This is a genomic window from Virgibacillus sp. L01, assembly GCF_052246775.1.
Taxonomy (GTDB): Bacteria; Bacillota; Bacilli; order Bacillales; family Amphibacillaceae; genus Lentibacillus.
In genome coordinates, this window is record NZ_JBQQCP010000006.1 from 110963 (window position 1) to 127517 (window position 16555).

At 41.2% G+C, this 16555-nt stretch carries 12 protein-coding genes; 8 read left to right on the plus strand and 4 right to left on the minus strand.

The window, feature by feature from the left end:
• Positions 1-476 precede the first annotated feature (476 nt).
• The 4 genes from ACTWQM_RS12580 to ACTWQM_RS12595 all read left to right on the plus strand — a co-directional run bounded on the left by ACTWQM_RS12580 (position 477) and on the right by ACTWQM_RS12595 (position 5576).
• Entirely contained in the window at positions 477-2084 is a 1608-nt protein-coding gene (locus ACTWQM_RS12580; protein WP_443258509.1) for a long-chain-fatty-acid--CoA ligase, read from the plus strand.
• A 70-nt stretch (positions 2085-2154) separates the two neighbouring features.
• On the plus strand, positions 2155-3033 hold the full coding sequence (locus ACTWQM_RS12585; RefSeq protein ID WP_443258510.1) for a 3-hydroxyacyl-CoA dehydrogenase family protein: 879 nt from the start codon (positions 2155-2157) through the stop codon (positions 3031-3033).
• A complete protein-coding gene (locus tag ACTWQM_RS12590) occupies positions 3034-3813 on the plus strand; it encodes an enoyl-CoA hydratase (RefSeq protein WP_443258511.1) in 780 nt (259 codons plus the stop codon). It abuts the gene before it with no gap.
• A 14-nt stretch (positions 3814-3827) separates the two neighbouring features.
• Positions 3828-5576, plus strand: coding sequence for an acyl-CoA dehydrogenase family protein (locus ACTWQM_RS12595; RefSeq protein ID WP_443258512.1), 1749 nt, complete (start codon positions 3828-3830; stop codon positions 5574-5576).
• 156 nt (positions 5577-5732) lie between these two features.
• On the opposite strand, the gene ACTWQM_RS12600 is transcribed toward ACTWQM_RS12595, so the two are convergent.
• From ACTWQM_RS12600 to ACTWQM_RS12610, 3 genes are all read right to left on the minus strand, one after another.
• Positions 5733-6008 carry a hypothetical protein gene (locus ACTWQM_RS12600; RefSeq protein WP_443258513.1) on the minus strand — a complete coding sequence of 92 codons (276 nt, stop codon included), beginning with the start codon at positions 6006-6008 and terminating at the stop codon, positions 5733-5735.
• A gap of 82 nt (positions 6009-6090) precedes the next feature.
• Entirely contained in the window at positions 6091-7518 is a 1428-nt protein-coding gene (locus ACTWQM_RS12605; RefSeq protein WP_443258514.1) for an aldehyde dehydrogenase family protein, read from the minus strand.
• A 21-nt stretch (positions 7519-7539) separates the two neighbouring features.
• Positions 7540-9171: an acetolactate synthase large subunit gene (locus ACTWQM_RS12610; protein ID WP_443258515.1), complete on the minus strand. Its 1632-nt coding sequence runs from the start codon at positions 9169-9171 to the stop codon at positions 7540-7542.
• A 249-nt stretch (positions 9172-9420) separates the two neighbouring features.
• On the opposite strand from ACTWQM_RS12610, the gene ACTWQM_RS12615 reads away from it, so the two are divergent.
• The gene (locus tag ACTWQM_RS12615; RefSeq protein WP_443258516.1) at positions 9421-11316 is read left to right on the plus strand and encodes a PrkA family serine protein kinase; all 1896 of its coding nucleotides are present in this window, start codon (positions 9421-9423) and stop codon (positions 11314-11316) included.
• A 116-nt stretch (positions 11317-11432) separates the two neighbouring features.
• The gene (gene yhbH, locus ACTWQM_RS12620; RefSeq protein ID WP_443258517.1) at positions 11433-12590 is read left to right on the plus strand and encodes a sporulation protein YhbH; all 1158 of its coding nucleotides are present in this window, start codon (positions 11433-11435) and stop codon (positions 12588-12590) included.
• Between the two features lie 78 nt (positions 12591-12668).
• Here yhbH and ACTWQM_RS12625 read toward each other — a convergent pair whose 3' ends face one another.
• The gene (locus ACTWQM_RS12625; RefSeq protein WP_443258518.1) at positions 12669-13016 is read right to left on the minus strand and encodes a hypothetical protein; all 348 of its coding nucleotides are present in this window, start codon (positions 13014-13016) and stop codon (positions 12669-12671) included.
• A gap of 157 nt (positions 13017-13173) precedes the next feature.
• Between ACTWQM_RS12625 and ACTWQM_RS12630 the strand changes: the two genes are divergently transcribed.
• Both ACTWQM_RS12630 and ACTWQM_RS12635 read left to right on the plus strand, forming a co-directional pair.
• Positions 13174-14991 carry a LysM peptidoglycan-binding domain-containing protein gene (locus ACTWQM_RS12630; protein WP_443258519.1) on the plus strand — a complete coding sequence of 606 codons (1818 nt, stop codon included), beginning with the start codon at positions 13174-13176 and terminating at the stop codon, positions 14989-14991.
• A 56-nt stretch (positions 14992-15047) separates the two neighbouring features.
• On the plus strand, positions 15048-16457 hold the full coding sequence (locus ACTWQM_RS12635; protein WP_443258520.1) for a SpoVR family protein: 1410 nt from the start codon (positions 15048-15050) through the stop codon (positions 16455-16457).
• Positions 16458-16555: the final 98 nt, after the last annotated feature.

A 16555-nucleotide genomic window follows, 5' to 3' on the forward strand; every position in this document is an offset into this window, starting at 1 on the left:
CCTGCGGGATCTTCAGCTGTTGCTATTCCCCCAGGAGTCTACGTGTATTTCCTGCACTGGGGATTGCTCACTTTATCCTGATAATTACAGAATGCTTATTGTGATGGGCAAAAACAAGGTTTTAAACCATTAAAACCAGCAGTTGGAATATGCGAGACTCCTGTGGGACAGCGAGCCTAAGAGACCCCACAGTGAGCGTTCTTTGCGAGCGAGGCAGACTAAGTACGCCACGTCCTGTGGCAACGTCTGCACTAGCACGTCCTGTGCGTCGGAGGCTCGTGGTGAGCCCACGGAAAGCGAGTATATTCCAACTGCGAGGTCAAAGAGCCACACTAAACACTGTGAATTAGTTGTCCTTAGTCTGTGATGAATTTCATATAAGTAGCAAAAAACTTTTAGATAACAACCTATCGTAAAATTTTCAAGCAACGAATAAGTTTAATGTAAGCGTTATCAAATTAAGGGGAGGAAGACTAATGAATAGAACTTGGTTAAAGCACTACCCAGAGCATATTAAGAAGGAGCTTGAAATACCCAATGACTCCGTTCCAGATATGCTAAAGAATACGATTGCAAATTATGGAGATCATCAAGCACTTTATTTTTATGGAAAAGAAATCACCTATAAGGAGCTTGGAACACAAACAGGAGCATTTGCTTCATCTCTTCAGCAAGATGGCCTCAGTAAGGGAGATCGCGTAGCTCTCATGCTTCCAAACTGTCCGCATTACGTCATAAGTTATTATGGAACGCTGCAAGCCGGTGGAACAGTTACACAAGTCAACCCAATGCTCGTTGGAAAAGAACTTGAGCATATATTAACCGATTCCGGGGCAGAAACGATTGTTATCTATGAACCATTACTTCCCGTCTTGAACCAAATTATCGATAACACATCTGTTAAGCGCGTGATTAAAGTAAACCTGGAAGGACGTGACACCGAAGATAGTTTGGCAGTAGGGTTCACAGCTTTTCTGAAACAAGCCCAGCGTCCACCTGAGCCGGTAGAAATTGATCCGAAAGAAGATGTGGCTGTACTGCAATATACTGGTGGAACGACAGGACGTTCGAAGGGAGTTATGCTTACACACCGAAATATATTAACCAATACGCTGCAAGTCTATGAATATTTTAAAGATGAAATTCAGTCCGGGAAAGACCGCTATCTCACGGTAATACCTCTTTTTCATGTGTTTGGGATGACAGCCTGCATGAATCTTTCCATTTACACCGGATCACTAAGTATCATGCTGCCAAAGTTCGAGTTGGAGGAAGTGCTGCAAACGATCAAGGACTTGAAGCCAACCTCACTCCCGGGGGTTCCGACGATGTATGTAGCATTAACAAGTCATCCAAAAGCAGAACAGTATGGAATTGACAGCATCCGTATTTGTAACAGTGGCAGTGCTCCAATGCCAGGTGAATTACTGCGGTCTTTTGAAGAAAAAACCGGGGCTAAAATCCTGGAAGGTTACGGTCTTTCTGAGAGTGCACCAGTTACACACTGTAATCCGTTTTTTGCCGAAAGAAAACCAGGCAGCATCGGCATTGGAATCCCGTCTACTGACTATAAAATTGTTGATTTAGCAGAGGGAACCGAGGAAGTTCCTGTTGGTGAAACGGGCGAGATAGTCATTCGGGGTCCACAGGTAATGAAAGGCTACTGGAATATGCCGGAAGAAACGGCGAACACGCTTCGTGACGGCTGGCTATACACAGGAGACATTGCCCGTATGGACGAAGATGGCTATGCCTATATTGTTGATCGTAAAAAGGACCTGATTATTGCAAGTGGGTTTAATATTTATCCTCGTGATGTGGAAGAGGTTATTTATGAGCATCCTGCCGTTCAGGAAGCGGTCGTTGTTGGCATTCCTGATGCATATCGAGGAGAAACAGTTAAAGCAGTTGTAGTTTTAAAAGATGGCAAGCAATGTGATGAAGAAGAACTTATCGCATATTGCAAAGAAAATATGGCGTCTTATAAAGTGCCACGGGTAGTCGAATTCCGGGATGAACTTCCGAAAACAAATGTAGGTAAGATTTTACGACGGGCAATTAGAGATGAAAGTTTACAGAAATAAGGTAATGGAGTTAATAGGGCAGATTAAGTGGCCCTATTAGCTCTGTCTTAACTAAGGAGGAGGAAAGGCTATGAAGAACAAAACGATACATAAGGTTGCAGTTATTGGATCAGGATCCATGGGTCATCAAATTGCTATGCTTAGTGCGCTTGGAGGGTTCGAAACACATCTGCAGGATATTCAGGAAAGTGCCTTGGACAAAGCGAAAGAGCAGTTGGAAGGACACATGGCAAAATGGGTCAATAAAGAAAAAATTACCGAGGAAAAGAAGAATGCTGCTTTTACCAGTCTCCACACAACAACAAGTCTGGAAGCGGCTGTAAAGGACGCTGACTTAGTAATTGAAGCAGTAGTTGAAAAACTGGATGTAAAACGAAAAGTGTTTTCCGAACTGGAAAAGCTTGCACCGCAAAAAGCTATACTGGCAACAAATAGCTCAACAATAGTCAATTCCAAGCTTGCTGAGGTTACAACAAGGCCTGAAAAAGTATTGAATATGCATTTCTTCTTCCCGCCACTTGTAATGGATTGTGTAGAAGTTGTTAAAAGTGATCAAACGTCAGACGAAACTGCACAAACAGCAATGAATTTTTGCGAGCAGATTGGCCGGACCGGAGTGCTTTTGGAAAAAGAAATCTATGGTTTTATCGCAAATCGTCTACTATTTGCCATATCAAAAGAAGCGCTCTACTTGTACGAGGAAGGCTATGCGGATTTTGAAGCAATTGATTTAATTACCAAAAAGGCGTTAAAGCATCCGATTGGACCATTCGAGTTGATGGATCTGTCTGGAATTGATGTTGGATATTACGGAAACCTCCAGCTTTATCAGGAAACAGGAGATCCAAAAGACAAACCGGCAAAATCGGTAGAGGAAAAAGTGAAAGCAGGAAACCTTGGCAGAAAAACAGGTAAGGGCTGGTATGACTATACGAAAGGGGAGAAATAAATGGGACAACTCGTTTCTTTTAAAAAAGAAAATGGCATTGCGGTCATAACGATTGATAACCCACCATTAAACGTTATGGGACAACAGGTACAACAAGAGTTAAAAGAGATTACGGAAAAGGTGGAAGCTGATCTGGAAGTGGTATGTGTTGTACTTACTACTGCGGGAACGAAAGCATTTATGGCTGGAGCGGATATAAAGGAATTTCCAAACATGATTGGAAATCCTGATATGCGGTCAGGTGTGATGGAAATGCATAACATGTTAAATAATCTGGACAACTTGCCAAAGCCAACAATTGCGGTACTTGATGGACTTACCTTTGGCGGTGGCTGTGAACTTGCCTTAACTTTTGATATCCGTATTGCCGAGGAACATACGACAATAGGTCTTCCGGAAGTAAAGCTTGGCTTATTCCCAGGTGGCGGTGGAACCCAAAGACTGCCCCGGCTTGTTGGGGAAGCAAAAGCCAAAGAGCTTATGTTTACCGGTGAACCGATTACAGCAGACGCAGCCGAGAAAATAGGGTTAGTGAATCATGTTGTTCCAACTGGTGATGGGTTGAATAAGGCTATGAATCTAGCAAATCAAATTGCTGACAAATCACTCCAATCACTATCAAGGATTAAACAAGCTGTTGACGAAGGTATCGAGATGAATCTGACGGATGGCATTGAACGAGAGGCAACTCTCTTTACGGATATCTTTCAAACCGATGATGTTAAAGAAGGTGTACAGGCATTTATTGAAAAAAGAAAAGCGAACTTTAAGCACCAATAGGGAGAGTGAATAATTTGGCAACTATTAAAACCGGAAATTATGGTGGTTCTTACTTAGTTAATCAGATAGAAGCGAATGAAGCGTTTTTCCCGGAAGATTTAACAGACGAACATAAGATGATTGAAAAGACAGCACAGCAATTTGCCATTAAAGAAGTTGAACCACGTCACGAAGAGATTGAAGCACAGCAGTTTAATGTTGTCGTTGACATGATGAAGAAGGCAGGAGATCTTGGGTTGCTTGCCCACAGCATCCCAGAAGAATTTGGTGGCCTGGGACTTGATAAGATTAGCAAAGGTATTGTCGGTGAGCAAATTGGACGGACTGGAAGCTATGGCGTAGCACACTCCAACCATACATGTATTGCAACACTGCCAATTACCTATTACGGGACAACCGAGCAGAAAGAAAAGTATCTTCCTAAACTGGCAAGCGGAGAATATATTGGTGCTTACTGTTTAACAGAGCCTGAAGCAGGGTCTGATGCGATGTCAGGGAAAACAACTGCAGTCCTGAACGAAGCAAAAACACATTACCTGTTAAATGGCACAAAAATATATATTACGAACTCCTCTTTTTCGGATACATTTATTGTTTATGCAAAAGTGGATGGAGAAAAGTTCACTACTTTTATTGTGGAAAAAGACTTTCCAGGATTAAAGCTTGGACCCGAGGAGAAAAAGATGGGAATTAAAGGCTCGTCAACAAGGTCCGTAATTTTAGAAGATTGTGAAGTACCTGTTGAAAACCTGCTTGGAGAAATTGGCAGGGGACACATCATTGCGTTTACTGTCTTAAATCTTGGACGGTTTAATCTTGGATCAGCCTGTGTAGGCGCTTCAAAGTATGCATTAAAAGAAACAGTATCCCACATTAAGGAACGGAAGCAATTCAAGCAAGCACTTGCTGACTTTGGAGCTTCCAAGGAAAAAATAGCGAAGATGGCAGCTCGAATTTATGCGTCTGAATCAATGCAATACAGAACGTCTGCCTTATTGGAGCAAGCAATGAAAGGACTTGACCAGGAAGCGGATAAACGAGTTGTCGCGGCCGGTTTATCGGAATATGCCCTGGAATGTGCTGTGTGTAAAGTATATGGATCGGAGACATTGGATTATTTAGCTGATGAAGGCCTACAGCTACATGGCGGAGCAGGATTTATCAATGAATACCGGATTGAACAGATATACAGGGATTCCAGGATCAATCGTATATTTGAAGGAACGAATGAAGTAAATCGCTTACTCTTAACAGGACAGTTTTTGAAAAAGTCACTGAAAGGAGAACTTCCTTATGAGCAAGCGGTAACGAATGCTTTTCAACGGTTAAAAGAGGAGCACAATGACCAGGATAAACACGTAAAGCTAATCGAGGATTTAAGGGCGATCTATCTTGTACTAGTAGAGCTTGCTCGCAAGAAATTTGGCGAGCAGTTGGAAACACAGCAAGAAGTCCTCATGAAACTATCAGACGTGGCTATCCACTTGTATGCATCCGAGTCGGCAGTGCTGCGTACCAAGAAAGAGATCGCTTCAAAAGGTGAAGCGCTACTAAAGGAGATGTTGATGGAAACGTCACTTGAAGAAGCATATAACCACGTGCTAGTCATCGTAAGGCAGCTTGATCAGGAGCTCTTCGAAAATAACGATGCAATCAGAAATCAGGTGTATTCCATGGTCATGAGTCATTCATTCTCAGGCTCAATCGATCGAAACAGGAGTATTGCAGCGAAGATATATGAGAACGACGGGTATAACAGCTGATCTTTTGATAAATAAGTGGTTCAGTCAGGGAGTGTAAATCCTTGGTTGAACCGCTTTTTTAATTCTTGTTTCGCGGTTGGTTGATATCTAGTATTTCAAGTTGATATATCGTTTTTGCGGTTGATATACGGCATTCCCGGTTGATATACCGGTTTTTCAGTTGATAAACCGCATTCCAAGTTGATAAACCGCATTTCCGGTTGATAAACCACATTCTCGGTCGATAAACCGCATTTCCGGTTGATAAACCACATTCTCGGTTGATAAACCGCATTTCCGGTCGATAAAACACATTGTGGGTTGATAAACTACATTTCCGGTCGATAAACCACATTCCAGGTTGATAAACCGAATTCCCGGTCGATAAACCACATTCCCGGTTGATAAACCAAATTCCCGGTTGATAAACCACAATCCCGGTCGATATATCACAATTCCACTTAACAAAAGCCTATTGCATCAAAAGAAAGAGCATTAAATTGCGCGCCTGTGCAATCCAATGCTCCATCTACGTTTATTGTTTCAATTTCATACCGATAAACTTCAACTCGGTCATATCTTCAACGGCGTATTTCACGCCTTCTTTTCCAATACCGCTTTGTTTAACGCCGCCATATGGGTGATTGTCCTGGCGATATGTTGATATTTCGTTAATCCATACGCCGCCCATCTCAAGACTATCGGCAACACGCAACGCGCGGTCCAAGTCCTTCGTAAAGACACCTGCCTGCAGCCCGTAAATAGAATCATTGGAAAATCCAATAACTTGGTCCTCAGTCTCAAATGGAATGACCGATACAATTGGTGCGAATACTTCTTCGGCGATAATTTTCATGTTTTTATCAACATCTGTCATGATGGTGGGCGCTAATATGGTCCCGTTTTGCTCACCGCCGGCTGCTATTGTTGCCCCATTCTCCACGGCATCGTCAATCCATTGCTTGGCTCGTTCTGCTTCTTCTTCACTTATCATTGGCCCTATATCAGTGTCTTCATCCTCCGGGTTTCCTATCTTTAAGTCATTTGTTTGTTTAATATATTGCTTCAGAAACTGATCATAGATATTTTTCTGGACGTAAATCCGTTGTGCTGAAATACATACCTGACCCGAAAAGGCAAAAGCACCTTTGACTAAAAGCTTAACCGCTTGTTCTACATCTGTGTCCTCGAAAAGTAAATTAGGTGAGTTCGAACCAAGCTCAAGGGTAACTTTCTTTAGCCCAGCAGATTTTCTAATCGACCTGCCAACGGGTAAGCTTCCGGTGAAGGATATCTTGTGTACTTTATCATGTTGGACAAGTGGTTCCCCAACCTCTTTCCCCGTTCCCGTCACTAGATTCAATACCCCATCTGGGAGGCCAGCTTCTGTAAATAATTTTGTAAGCATATGAGCGGATATTGGTGTTTTTTCAGCTGGTTTAAAAATGACGGTATTCCCTGCTGCAATTGCTGGTGCGATTTTGTGCAACGATAGGTTTAATGGAAAGTTAAAGGGAGTGATTGCTCCGATAACGCCTAGCGGTATTCGTTTAACTAATCCGAGTCGTCCTTCACCGCCTATTGCTGCATCCATTGGCACTACCTCACCAGAGATGTGTTTTGCCTGTTCTGATGCGAAGCGGATAACCTGGACTGCACGCCCGACTTCGCTTCGGCTGAACGTAATTGGTTTTCCCGCTTCTTTAACAATCGTTTGTGCAAATTCTTCGGTATTCTCTTCCATTAAATCTGCAGTTTTGCGCAAAATATCAGAACGCTCATGTGCTGTCATGCTTTTCATTGTGTTATGGAACGTATCAAATGAGTTAGTGATCGCGTCCTCAAGATCATCCCGGGAAGCTAGTGCAATCTCTTCCACTTTCTCTTTGTTATATGGGTTGATAACATCCATGATATTTTCACTGGTATTGCGCTCCTGACCATTAATAATCGAACCTATCATTGATATCCTCCTTCCTTATTGCTAACATATAATATCTCCTAATTTCTCGGTTAACTTCATGTTCTCACTGTAATCAACTGGGCAATCGATAAACACAGGTTTATTCATTGCTATCGCTTCTTCCAGTGCAGGCTTCAAATCTTCCGCTTTATCTATTTTCATTGCTTCAAATCCATATGATTCAGCAAGTTTAATATAGTCGGGATTACCAAATTTAATATAGGATGCACGATCAAATTTCTTTAATTGGTGCCATTCAATCAGCCCATACCCATCATCTCTCCACATTAAGACGATAATTGGCAGGTTCAGTCGCTTAGCTGTTTCCAGTTCAGCACCTGTCATTTGAAAAGAACCATCGCCACATACCGCCACAACATTCCGTTCCGGGTGAACCATTTTTGCTGCAATTGCACTTGGAACAGCTACACCCATAGAAGCGAGACCGTTCGATATCAGGCACGTATTTGGCTCGTAACAGTGGTACATTCGAGCCATCCACATTTTGTGGGCACCTACATCAGATATCGCAATATCCTCTTCTTTTAAAACAGACCGTAAATCGGCAATGATCTTTTGTGGCTTTACTGGAAAACTGGAATCATCCTTAAATGAATCAAATTCGTCCAAAGCTTCTTTTCTTACATTTGCCACCCAATCCATATTCCTGTCAGTAGAATCGATTTGCTCTCCCAATTGCTGAAGATTTGCTTTTAAATCTCCTAAAACACTTAGCGTAACCGGGTAATTTTCATCTGTCTCTGCTTCCTCGGTATCGATATGAATAACAGGCTTTTTGCCATTCGGGTTCCAATCCTTAGGGGAATATTCAGCCATGTCAAAGCCTATAGTAATAATTAAGTCAGAACTGTCAAATCCGCACGTAATATAATCCTGTCCCCCAATCCCTGCTGTCAGCAAGCTTTGCTCATTTTTCCATGAAATCGTACCTTTACCCATAAAAGAATGTACAATTGGAAGCTTACTTTGCTCAACAAAAGAACGCATTTCACTGATCGCCTCTTGTCTGGTAATACCATTCCCGGCAAGAACAATTGGGTGCTCCGCCTCCTGAATCAGCTTCACAGCTTGTCTGATTATTTCCGGGTTTGCTTTCGTATGCGGTCTGTCGGTTGGTTTCATTGGAGATGCATCAACCTCCATGTCGGCGATATCTTCAGGGAGATCAATGTGTGTTGCTCCCCATTTTTCCTGGCCTGCTACCTGGAAAGCTTTGCGAACGACTTCTGGCGTAATTTCACCTGTTTTAATTTGGGCATTCCATTTTGTCACAGGTTCATACATATTGATCAAATCATAGTACTGGTGGGATATTTTATGATGCCGTCCTAAACCAGCCTGGCCGGTAATCGCAACGAGCGGATCATGATCCATATTGGCATTGGCAACGCCTGTCATAAGATTTGTTGCACCAGGACCTAATGTAGCTAGACAAACTCCCGGTTTCCCGGTTAATCTGCCGTATGTACCAGCCATAAAAGCAGCGCTTGTTTCGTGTCTTGTTACGATAAAGTCAATTTCAGAGTCGTAAAGCGCATTAATGACATCGATGTTTTCCTCACCTGGAACCCCAAAAATATATTCAACCCCTTCTTGTTCCATGCATTTAACGAGTAATTCTGCTACGTTCATCAGCATCCATCCTTTATTTATTTTTAGTAGCTACGAAGGTCTTCCTGTATAAGTGTAACTAGGGCTTTCGCTATTAAAAGCTCGACGAAAGCCAAGTTTACTAATAGTTTTTGTTAAAAGGTGATTATTATAAGTACAAATTAATAAGTTTGTAAGGATTCAGCCAATGATTAAACTAAACTAGTCAGCATGTTAAATAAGCCTTCCGCATAAGATTATATTAACCACGCCCTAGATGGAGGGAACAGGATGGATATACTAAACAAGGTGAAAAGCCACCGTGAAGAAGAGAGAAGGCTTAATTGGGAAGGAACATTTGCTGAGTACCTGGATATTGTGAAGGAAAGGCCTGAAGTTGCCCAAACAGCTCATTCACGCGTTTATAATATGATTAAAAGCTCCGGGCTGTCAGAAAAAGATGGCAAAAGAATGTATGACTTTTTTGGGGAAGAAATATTTGGGCTTGAAGATTCAATTGAAAGGCTGGTAGAGGAATATTTTCACCCTGCAGCAAAAAGATTGGATGTAAGAAAACGAATATTATTATTAATGGGTCCTGTTAGTGGTGGGAAGTCAACAATCGTAACAATGCTGAAGCGTGGCCTCGAAAGATATTCCAGAACAGATGCTGGTGCGGTTTATGCTATTAAAGGCTGTCCCATGCATGAGGATCCACTCCACCTTATTCCAAAACATTTGCGGGAAGATTTTGCAAAAGAATATGGTATTCGCATTGAAGGAAGCCTGTCACCATTGAATTCAATGCGACTTGAAAAGGAATACGATGGACGTATAGAAGACGTGAAGGTTGAACGGATTATTCTCTCGGAGGATAAACGTGTAGGAATCGGAACGTTTAGTCCGTCAGATCCAAAGTCACAGGATATTGCTGACTTAACAGGAAGTATTGACTTTTCAACCATTGCTGAATATGGTTCCGAATCGGATCCCAGGGCATACCGATTTGATGGTGAATTGAATAAGGCGAACCGCGGAATGATGGAATTTCAGGAAATGCTCAAGTGTGATGAAAAGTTCCTTTGGCATTTGTTATCACTGACTCAAGAGGGCAATTTCAAGGCAGGCAGATTTGCGCTGATTTCCGCTGATGAACTTATTGTAGCGCATACAAACGAGGCAGAGTACCGTTCATTTATATCCAATAAAAAGAATGAAGCACTGCATTCGCGTATTATCGTAATGCCGGTTCCTTATAACTTAAGAGTGAGCCAGGAAGAACGTATTTATGAAAAAATGATTAATGAAAGTGATATGGCACATGTTCATATCGCTCCACATGCATTAAGGGTCGCTGCAATTTTTTCTATTTTGACAAGGTTGAGTGACTCCAATAAACAAGGGATAGACCTCGTCAAGAAGATGCGTCTGTATGATGGAGACAGTGTCGAAGGCTTTAACCAAATTGATATTGATGAGTTGATGAAGGAATTCCCGAATGAAGGAATGAATGGAATTGACCCGCGTTATGTAATCAACAGGATTTCTTCTACAATTATTCGTAAAGATGTCCCTGCGATAAATGCGCTTGATGTTTTACGTTCGCTGAAAGAGGGGTTAGACCAGCACCCATCGATATCGGATGAAGATAAGGAAAGCTATATGAATTATATATCTGTTGCTCGAAAAGAATATGATGAAATTGCTAAGAAAGAAGTTCAAAAAGCATTTGTATACTCCTATGAAGAATCTGCAAAAACGTTAATGAATAACTATCTTGATAATGTCGAGGCATTTTGTAATAAAAATAAACTGCAGGATCCACTAACCGGCGAAGAAATGCAGCCAGATGAAAAACTGATGCGTTCGATTGAAGAGCAAATTGGTATTTCGGAAAATGCTAAGAAGGCGTTCAGAGAAGAGATTCTCATTCGGATTTCTGCGTATGCCAGAAAAGGAAAACGGTTTGACTATAATTCGCATGACCGTCTGCGGGAAGCGATTCAAAAGAAATTGTTTGCCGATTTAAAGGATGTCGTTAAAATAACAACTTCATCACAGACACCGGATGAATCACAACTTAAGAAGATTAATGAAGTTGTTGCAAGGCTGATCGATGAGCATGGCTACAACTCCATCTCAGCCAATGAATTGTTGCGTTATGTAGGAAGCTTACTCAACCGCTAAATAAAGGATCGCTGGAAATAACAAGACTACATGTTCTCAAGGTCTTGTTATTTTTTTACACTTTAATGGTGACCTTGCATACTATGAATAAACTATATCTGCAGGAGGGGATTGATATGAAGGAAGATAAAGAAAGTTTTACCGTCTCCAAGGAAGATTGGTCCCTCCATCGTAAAGGTTATCAAGATCAACAGCGTCATAGTGATAAAGTAAAGGATGCTATTAAGAATAACTTACCAGATTTAGTAAGTGAAGAAAACATTGTTATGTCAAATGGTCGCGATATAATTAAAATTCCAATTCGTTCATTAGATGAATACAAAATCCGATACAATCACGATAAAACAAAACATGTAGGGCAAGGCGATGGAGATAGTGAAATAGGCGATGTCATTGCTCGTGATCCGAGTGGTGACAGCGGCGATGGAGATGGAAAAAAAGCGGGCGACCAAGCTGGAAAAGACTATTATGAGAAAGAAGTTTCACTAGCAGAATTAGAAGAGGTTCTTTTTAAAGAGCTGGAATTACCTGATCTGAAACAAAAGGAACAGGCTGAAATTAAGACCGAAAAAGTCGAATTTAATGACGTCCGCAAAAAAGGACTCATGGGTAACATTGATAAAAAGCGGACAATTTTAACGGCAATCAAAAGGAATGCAACAGAAGGAAACCCCGGACTTACACCTATTTATAATGATGACTTACGATTTAAGACGTGGAATGACGTCGTAAAACCGGAATCTAAAGCAGTTGTTCTTGCAATGATGGACACGAGTGCATCAATGGGAAAGCTGGAGAAATACTTGGCCAGGAGCTTCTTTTTCTGGATGACGAAATTCCTGCGCTCCAAATATGAAACGGTAGACATTGCATTTATTGCCCACCATACAGAAGCAAAAGTTGTATCAGAAGAGGCATTTTTTTCAAAAGGTGAGAGCGGTGGAACGATATGTTCGTCAGCCTACAGCCAAGCATTGCATCTTATTGACGATAAATATAATCCGAACCGGTATAACATTTATCCATTTCACTTTTCAGATGGTGAAAATATAACATCAGATAACCCAAATTGTATTAAGTTAGTTAATGAGATCATGGATGTTTCCAACATGTTTGGTTATGCAGAAGTGAACATGTATAACCGGCAATCAACATTAATGAGAGCCTACAGCAGTCTGGAAAATCCAAAATTCCGCCATTTCATCCTCAAAGGCAAACAAGACGTGTATCACGCACTAAAAGAATTCTTCCAAAAACAAGAAGTAAACGCATAGGAAAGTATCCGGGGAGTATGCACTTCCCGGTTTTTCTTTCGTGCCTGTCACTGCCCGTTTTTTGTCGAATAATATCCCTTAGGCAAGTTCAATCTTATATACCCCTCTGGATGTGCTCAGTAAGAAACTGGATCCATCAAATTCATATAATGAGGAGTCTTCCAGTGGTATTTCATATAGTTCTGACGGCAATGGTTGAGGATCTTCTGAATCGGTATCAACATTACCTGTTCCATTAAATTGCAACGCATGCATCGGTTCATAGTCATCAATTCTTCTCGTGTTCGTAGCATAGGAAATATTTTTCAGCTGTATCATTGTTTCGTCTACATCATCCATTTCAATTTTAGAGATCTTAATCGTTTGTCCATTCCAGTTATTTAATAACTCGTTAAATTCTTCAACCGATAAAAAATGCTGGTCCATGGTAATCCCTCCTAGACTTTATATTTTCCATGATTGAATTAATAATTCAGGAAAATATTTTCATAAGCTGTTGAAGATCCGAACCTCCAATTATCTAATTGAATAGTCTATAGGCAATGGATGAGAGTTTAAATAATTTAATTCTGGAGTGAATGTAATGCAACTTTTTTACACAGTCAATCCTGGGGATACATTGTATCAGATTGCAAACCGATGGGGACTGCCAGTTGAGTCATTAATTGCAGCAAACAATATATTGGCTCCTTACACAATTAATGTCGGACAACAGCTTTCTGTACCACCTGGTGTTGATGTTATTCGCGTAAGGTCTGGAGATACGGTATATAGGTTGTCCCAGCAGTTTAGAGTTTCGCCATCTGTCATTATTGAAGCAAACGGACTTGAACCCCCTTATATTATTCAGGAAGGGCAGTTGTTGAAGGTTCCACCTGGTGTAGCTTACTATGTTGTTCAACCTGGGGATACGCTGTTTCAGATTGGCAGAAGGTTCAACGTTACTACTGGAGGACGCGTTAACACTGAATTAATTAGAAATGTGAATCGGTTACCAACAAATGCTATTTTTCCTGGGATGAGGTTAATTATTCCTTATGCACCGCCTGGGTTAAGCGGGTCAATTGCTTACACAGCAAACACTGGGGAAGGATTCGATATTTGGTTATATAACCTTACGAGCGGTGTTAATACACAGCTTACAACAGGTTTAGGAGAATCTTTTTCGGTACCTTTTTGGTCGCCAAATAGCAGCAAGGTTGCCTTTGTTGGCAAAAATTCAATTCTCTATGTCGCTTACTTAGAGGAAGGAACCATTGCGCGTATTGACCAATTTGAAGAGGGCTCAGGTAATTACGTAAGCTGGTCACCTGATAGTCTAAAGCTTGCCTATACAAAGCAGGATGAAATTGTTTTGTACAATATTGACACACACCAGGTACAGCGAATAAGTCAGCCTGGCGTGACAGATGCTCAATGGTTTCCAAATGGTACAGAACTCCTTTTTCAGGCTCCTGATGAATCAGGGATAAGTCAGCTTTACCGTATTAGGCAGGATGGAACTGCTAAGCGGCAAATCACGCAAAACACTGGTGGCAGGCTTAATAATGTACGTCTCTCTCCTGATGGCCTGTATGCCCTTTATACAACTCCCGGTGTAAGTATCTCGCTAATATTTATTGTACAGATTTCAACAGGTAATGTCTTTGAAGTACGGGGAGGCCCGCTTGCGAAAAACTATTTTCCGGAGTGGTCACCTGATTCGGAAACAATTCTCTACAGCGCTACCGCTTTTGAAGATAGAGGGTATTTCGCGTTAATTCGAACTGCTGGAAATCAAGGGCAAAACGATGGCACTAGGGCAATCTCAAATTGTTTTGCCACGCCTGTGACATGGTCAAATGATGGTAGAAGAATTGCCTACTTGTCAGGTTGTAACGAGCAGGAATTCGCTACTGAAATGTGGATGATGGATTTAACACATCCTGTTCCGATTCGGCTGATCGCGGGTGTGTTGATTATGGCATTACAGTGGTCACCAACACCAAGATCCTCATTGAAAAAAACCTACACGAACAATGAATATAATGTTCGGTTTCAATACCCGGCAAATTGGCAAAGCGTAACAGCAGAAAGATATGAGGGACCAGATGGATTTTTTCAGATTTCGGCAATATCATCAGATAATACGATCGATCAAGTTTGCCAAAATGAAGCATTTCACCAGTTAATGCCTTATGGATCTGCACCACGAATTGTTAACACACAAATTCAATCACAAGAGGCATGCTTTATTTTCCCATCCAGAGACCAGCCAACTGAAATGAGGAATCAAGCTGCCCTAATCATCCGGTATCCTAATCCGGTTCAATTAGGTGGAGAAACGTACAATTACTTTATTTTGTGGGCGGATGAACCCCACTTAGATGAAATAAGTGCAACACTTTCTTTTATCCGATAGTTCATTATTCCTTTCTGGCATCATAAACTATAGAAAGCACACCTGGAGGGATTATTTTGACGGAAACAAAGGCACTTAATCGCGCGATAGATGAAATCACGGAAATTGCGTCTGAATTTGGTCTTGATTTTTATCCGATGCGTTATGAAATTTGTCCTGCTGATATTATTTATACATTTGGTGCATATGGTATGCCAACACGGTACAGTCATTGGAGTTTTGGAAAACAGTTTCACAAAATGAAGATGCATTATGATCTTGGTCTCAGCCAGATTTATGAACTTGTTATTAACTCAAATCCATGCTATGCATTTCTACTCGATACAAACAGCCATATTCAAAATAAGCTCATAATTGCTCATGTACTTGCACATTGTGATTTCTTCAAAAATAATGCCCGGTTTGCAAATACAAGACGGGACATGGTAGAGAGCATGACTGCAACCGCCGAACGAATTGCTAATTACGAAATGGTATATGGCAAGGATGTCGTAGAGCAATTTCTGGATGCTGTCTTATCGATTCAAGAACATATTGATCCTTCAATAATAAGGCATCAGTTCCAGGCCGAGGAAGAAGAGGAAGAAGAGGAGGCAACGCCAAAAGTTAAAACAGCCTATGATGACTTATGGAATTTGGATCAAAGCGAAGCAGATCAACAGCCAAACACAAGAAGTAAACGAAAAAAGTTCCCCCCAAACCCAAGAAAAGATATATTATTATTTATCGAGGAGTACAGTCGTGAACTTGAAACTTGGCAACGTGACATATTAACGATGATGCGTGAGGAGATGCAGTATTTCTGGCCACAGCTTGAAACGAAAATCATGAACGAAGGCTGGGCTTCGTATTGGCATCAACGAATCTTGCGTGAAATGGATTTAACAACTGATGAAGTAGTCGAGTTTTCTAAATTGAATGCCGGGGTTGTGCAGCCTTCCAGACAACAAATTAACCCATACTATCTAGGATTAAAAATGTTTGAAAGTATTGAGGAACGCTACAACAACCCGACAAAAGAAATGAGAGAATTGGGCGTCAAGCCTGGATCAGGAAGGGAAAAGATGTTTGAAGTTCGCGAAATTGAGTCAGACATTTCCTTCATTCGAAACTATTTAACAAAGGAAATGGTGCAAGAGGAAGATATGTATTTGTTCGAAAAGCAAGGAAGAGATTACCGGATTACCGAAAAGGATTATGAAAAAGTCCGAGACCAGCTTATCTCGATGAGGGTTAACGGCGGCTTTCCATATATACAGGTTGAAAATGGCGATTATTTACGGAATGGTGAGCTTTACTTGGTCCATGGCTACGAGGGAATTGAGCTTGATCTAAAGTACCTGGAAAATGTACTCCCATACATCTATCAACTATGGGGCCGTGATGTGCATATGGAAACCTATGTCGAGGAAAAGCAGGTTGTATTCTCGTATGATGGGAATAGGATGCACAGGCGATTTGTATAAAATAAAAGCCGGAGATATGATTGAATATCTCCGGCATCTTCAATTTGTAAATTTAACTACACAGGTGTAATTTTAACAACTTAAAATCTGTTTAACAT

Excerpts from the sequence above, each read along its gene's own strand:
- yhbH (WP_443258517.1), top strand. The coding sequence starts at position 11,433 with ATGAAGGAAGATAAAGAAAGTTTTACCGTCTCCAAGGAAGATTGGTCC.
- ACTWQM_RS12590 (WP_443258511.1), top strand. The coding sequence starts at position 3,034 with ATGGGACAACTCGTTTCTTTTAAAAAAGAAAATGGCATTGCGGTCATA.
- ACTWQM_RS12610 (WP_443258515.1), bottom strand. The coding sequence starts at position 9,171 with ATGAACGTAGCAGAATTACTCGTTAAATGCATGGAACAAGAAGGGGTT.
- ACTWQM_RS12580 (WP_443258509.1), top strand. The coding sequence starts at position 477 with ATGAATAGAACTTGGTTAAAGCACTACCCAGAGCATATTAAGAAGGAG.
- ACTWQM_RS12585 (WP_443258510.1), top strand. The coding sequence starts at position 2,155 with ATGAAGAACAAAACGATACATAAGGTTGCAGTTATTGGATCAGGATCC.
- ACTWQM_RS12615 (WP_443258516.1), top strand. The coding sequence starts at position 9,421 with ATGGATATACTAAACAAGGTGAAAAGCCACCGTGAAGAAGAGAGAAGG.
- ACTWQM_RS12630 (WP_443258519.1), top strand. The coding sequence starts at position 13,174 with ATGCAACTTTTTTACACAGTCAATCCTGGGGATACATTGTATCAGATT.
- ACTWQM_RS12625 (WP_443258518.1), bottom strand. The coding sequence starts at position 13,016 with ATGGACCAGCATTTTTTATCGGTTGAAGAATTTAACGAGTTATTAAAT.
- ACTWQM_RS12605 (WP_443258514.1), bottom strand. The coding sequence starts at position 7,518 with ATGATAGGTTCGATTATTAATGGTCAGGAGCGCAATACCAGTGAAAAT.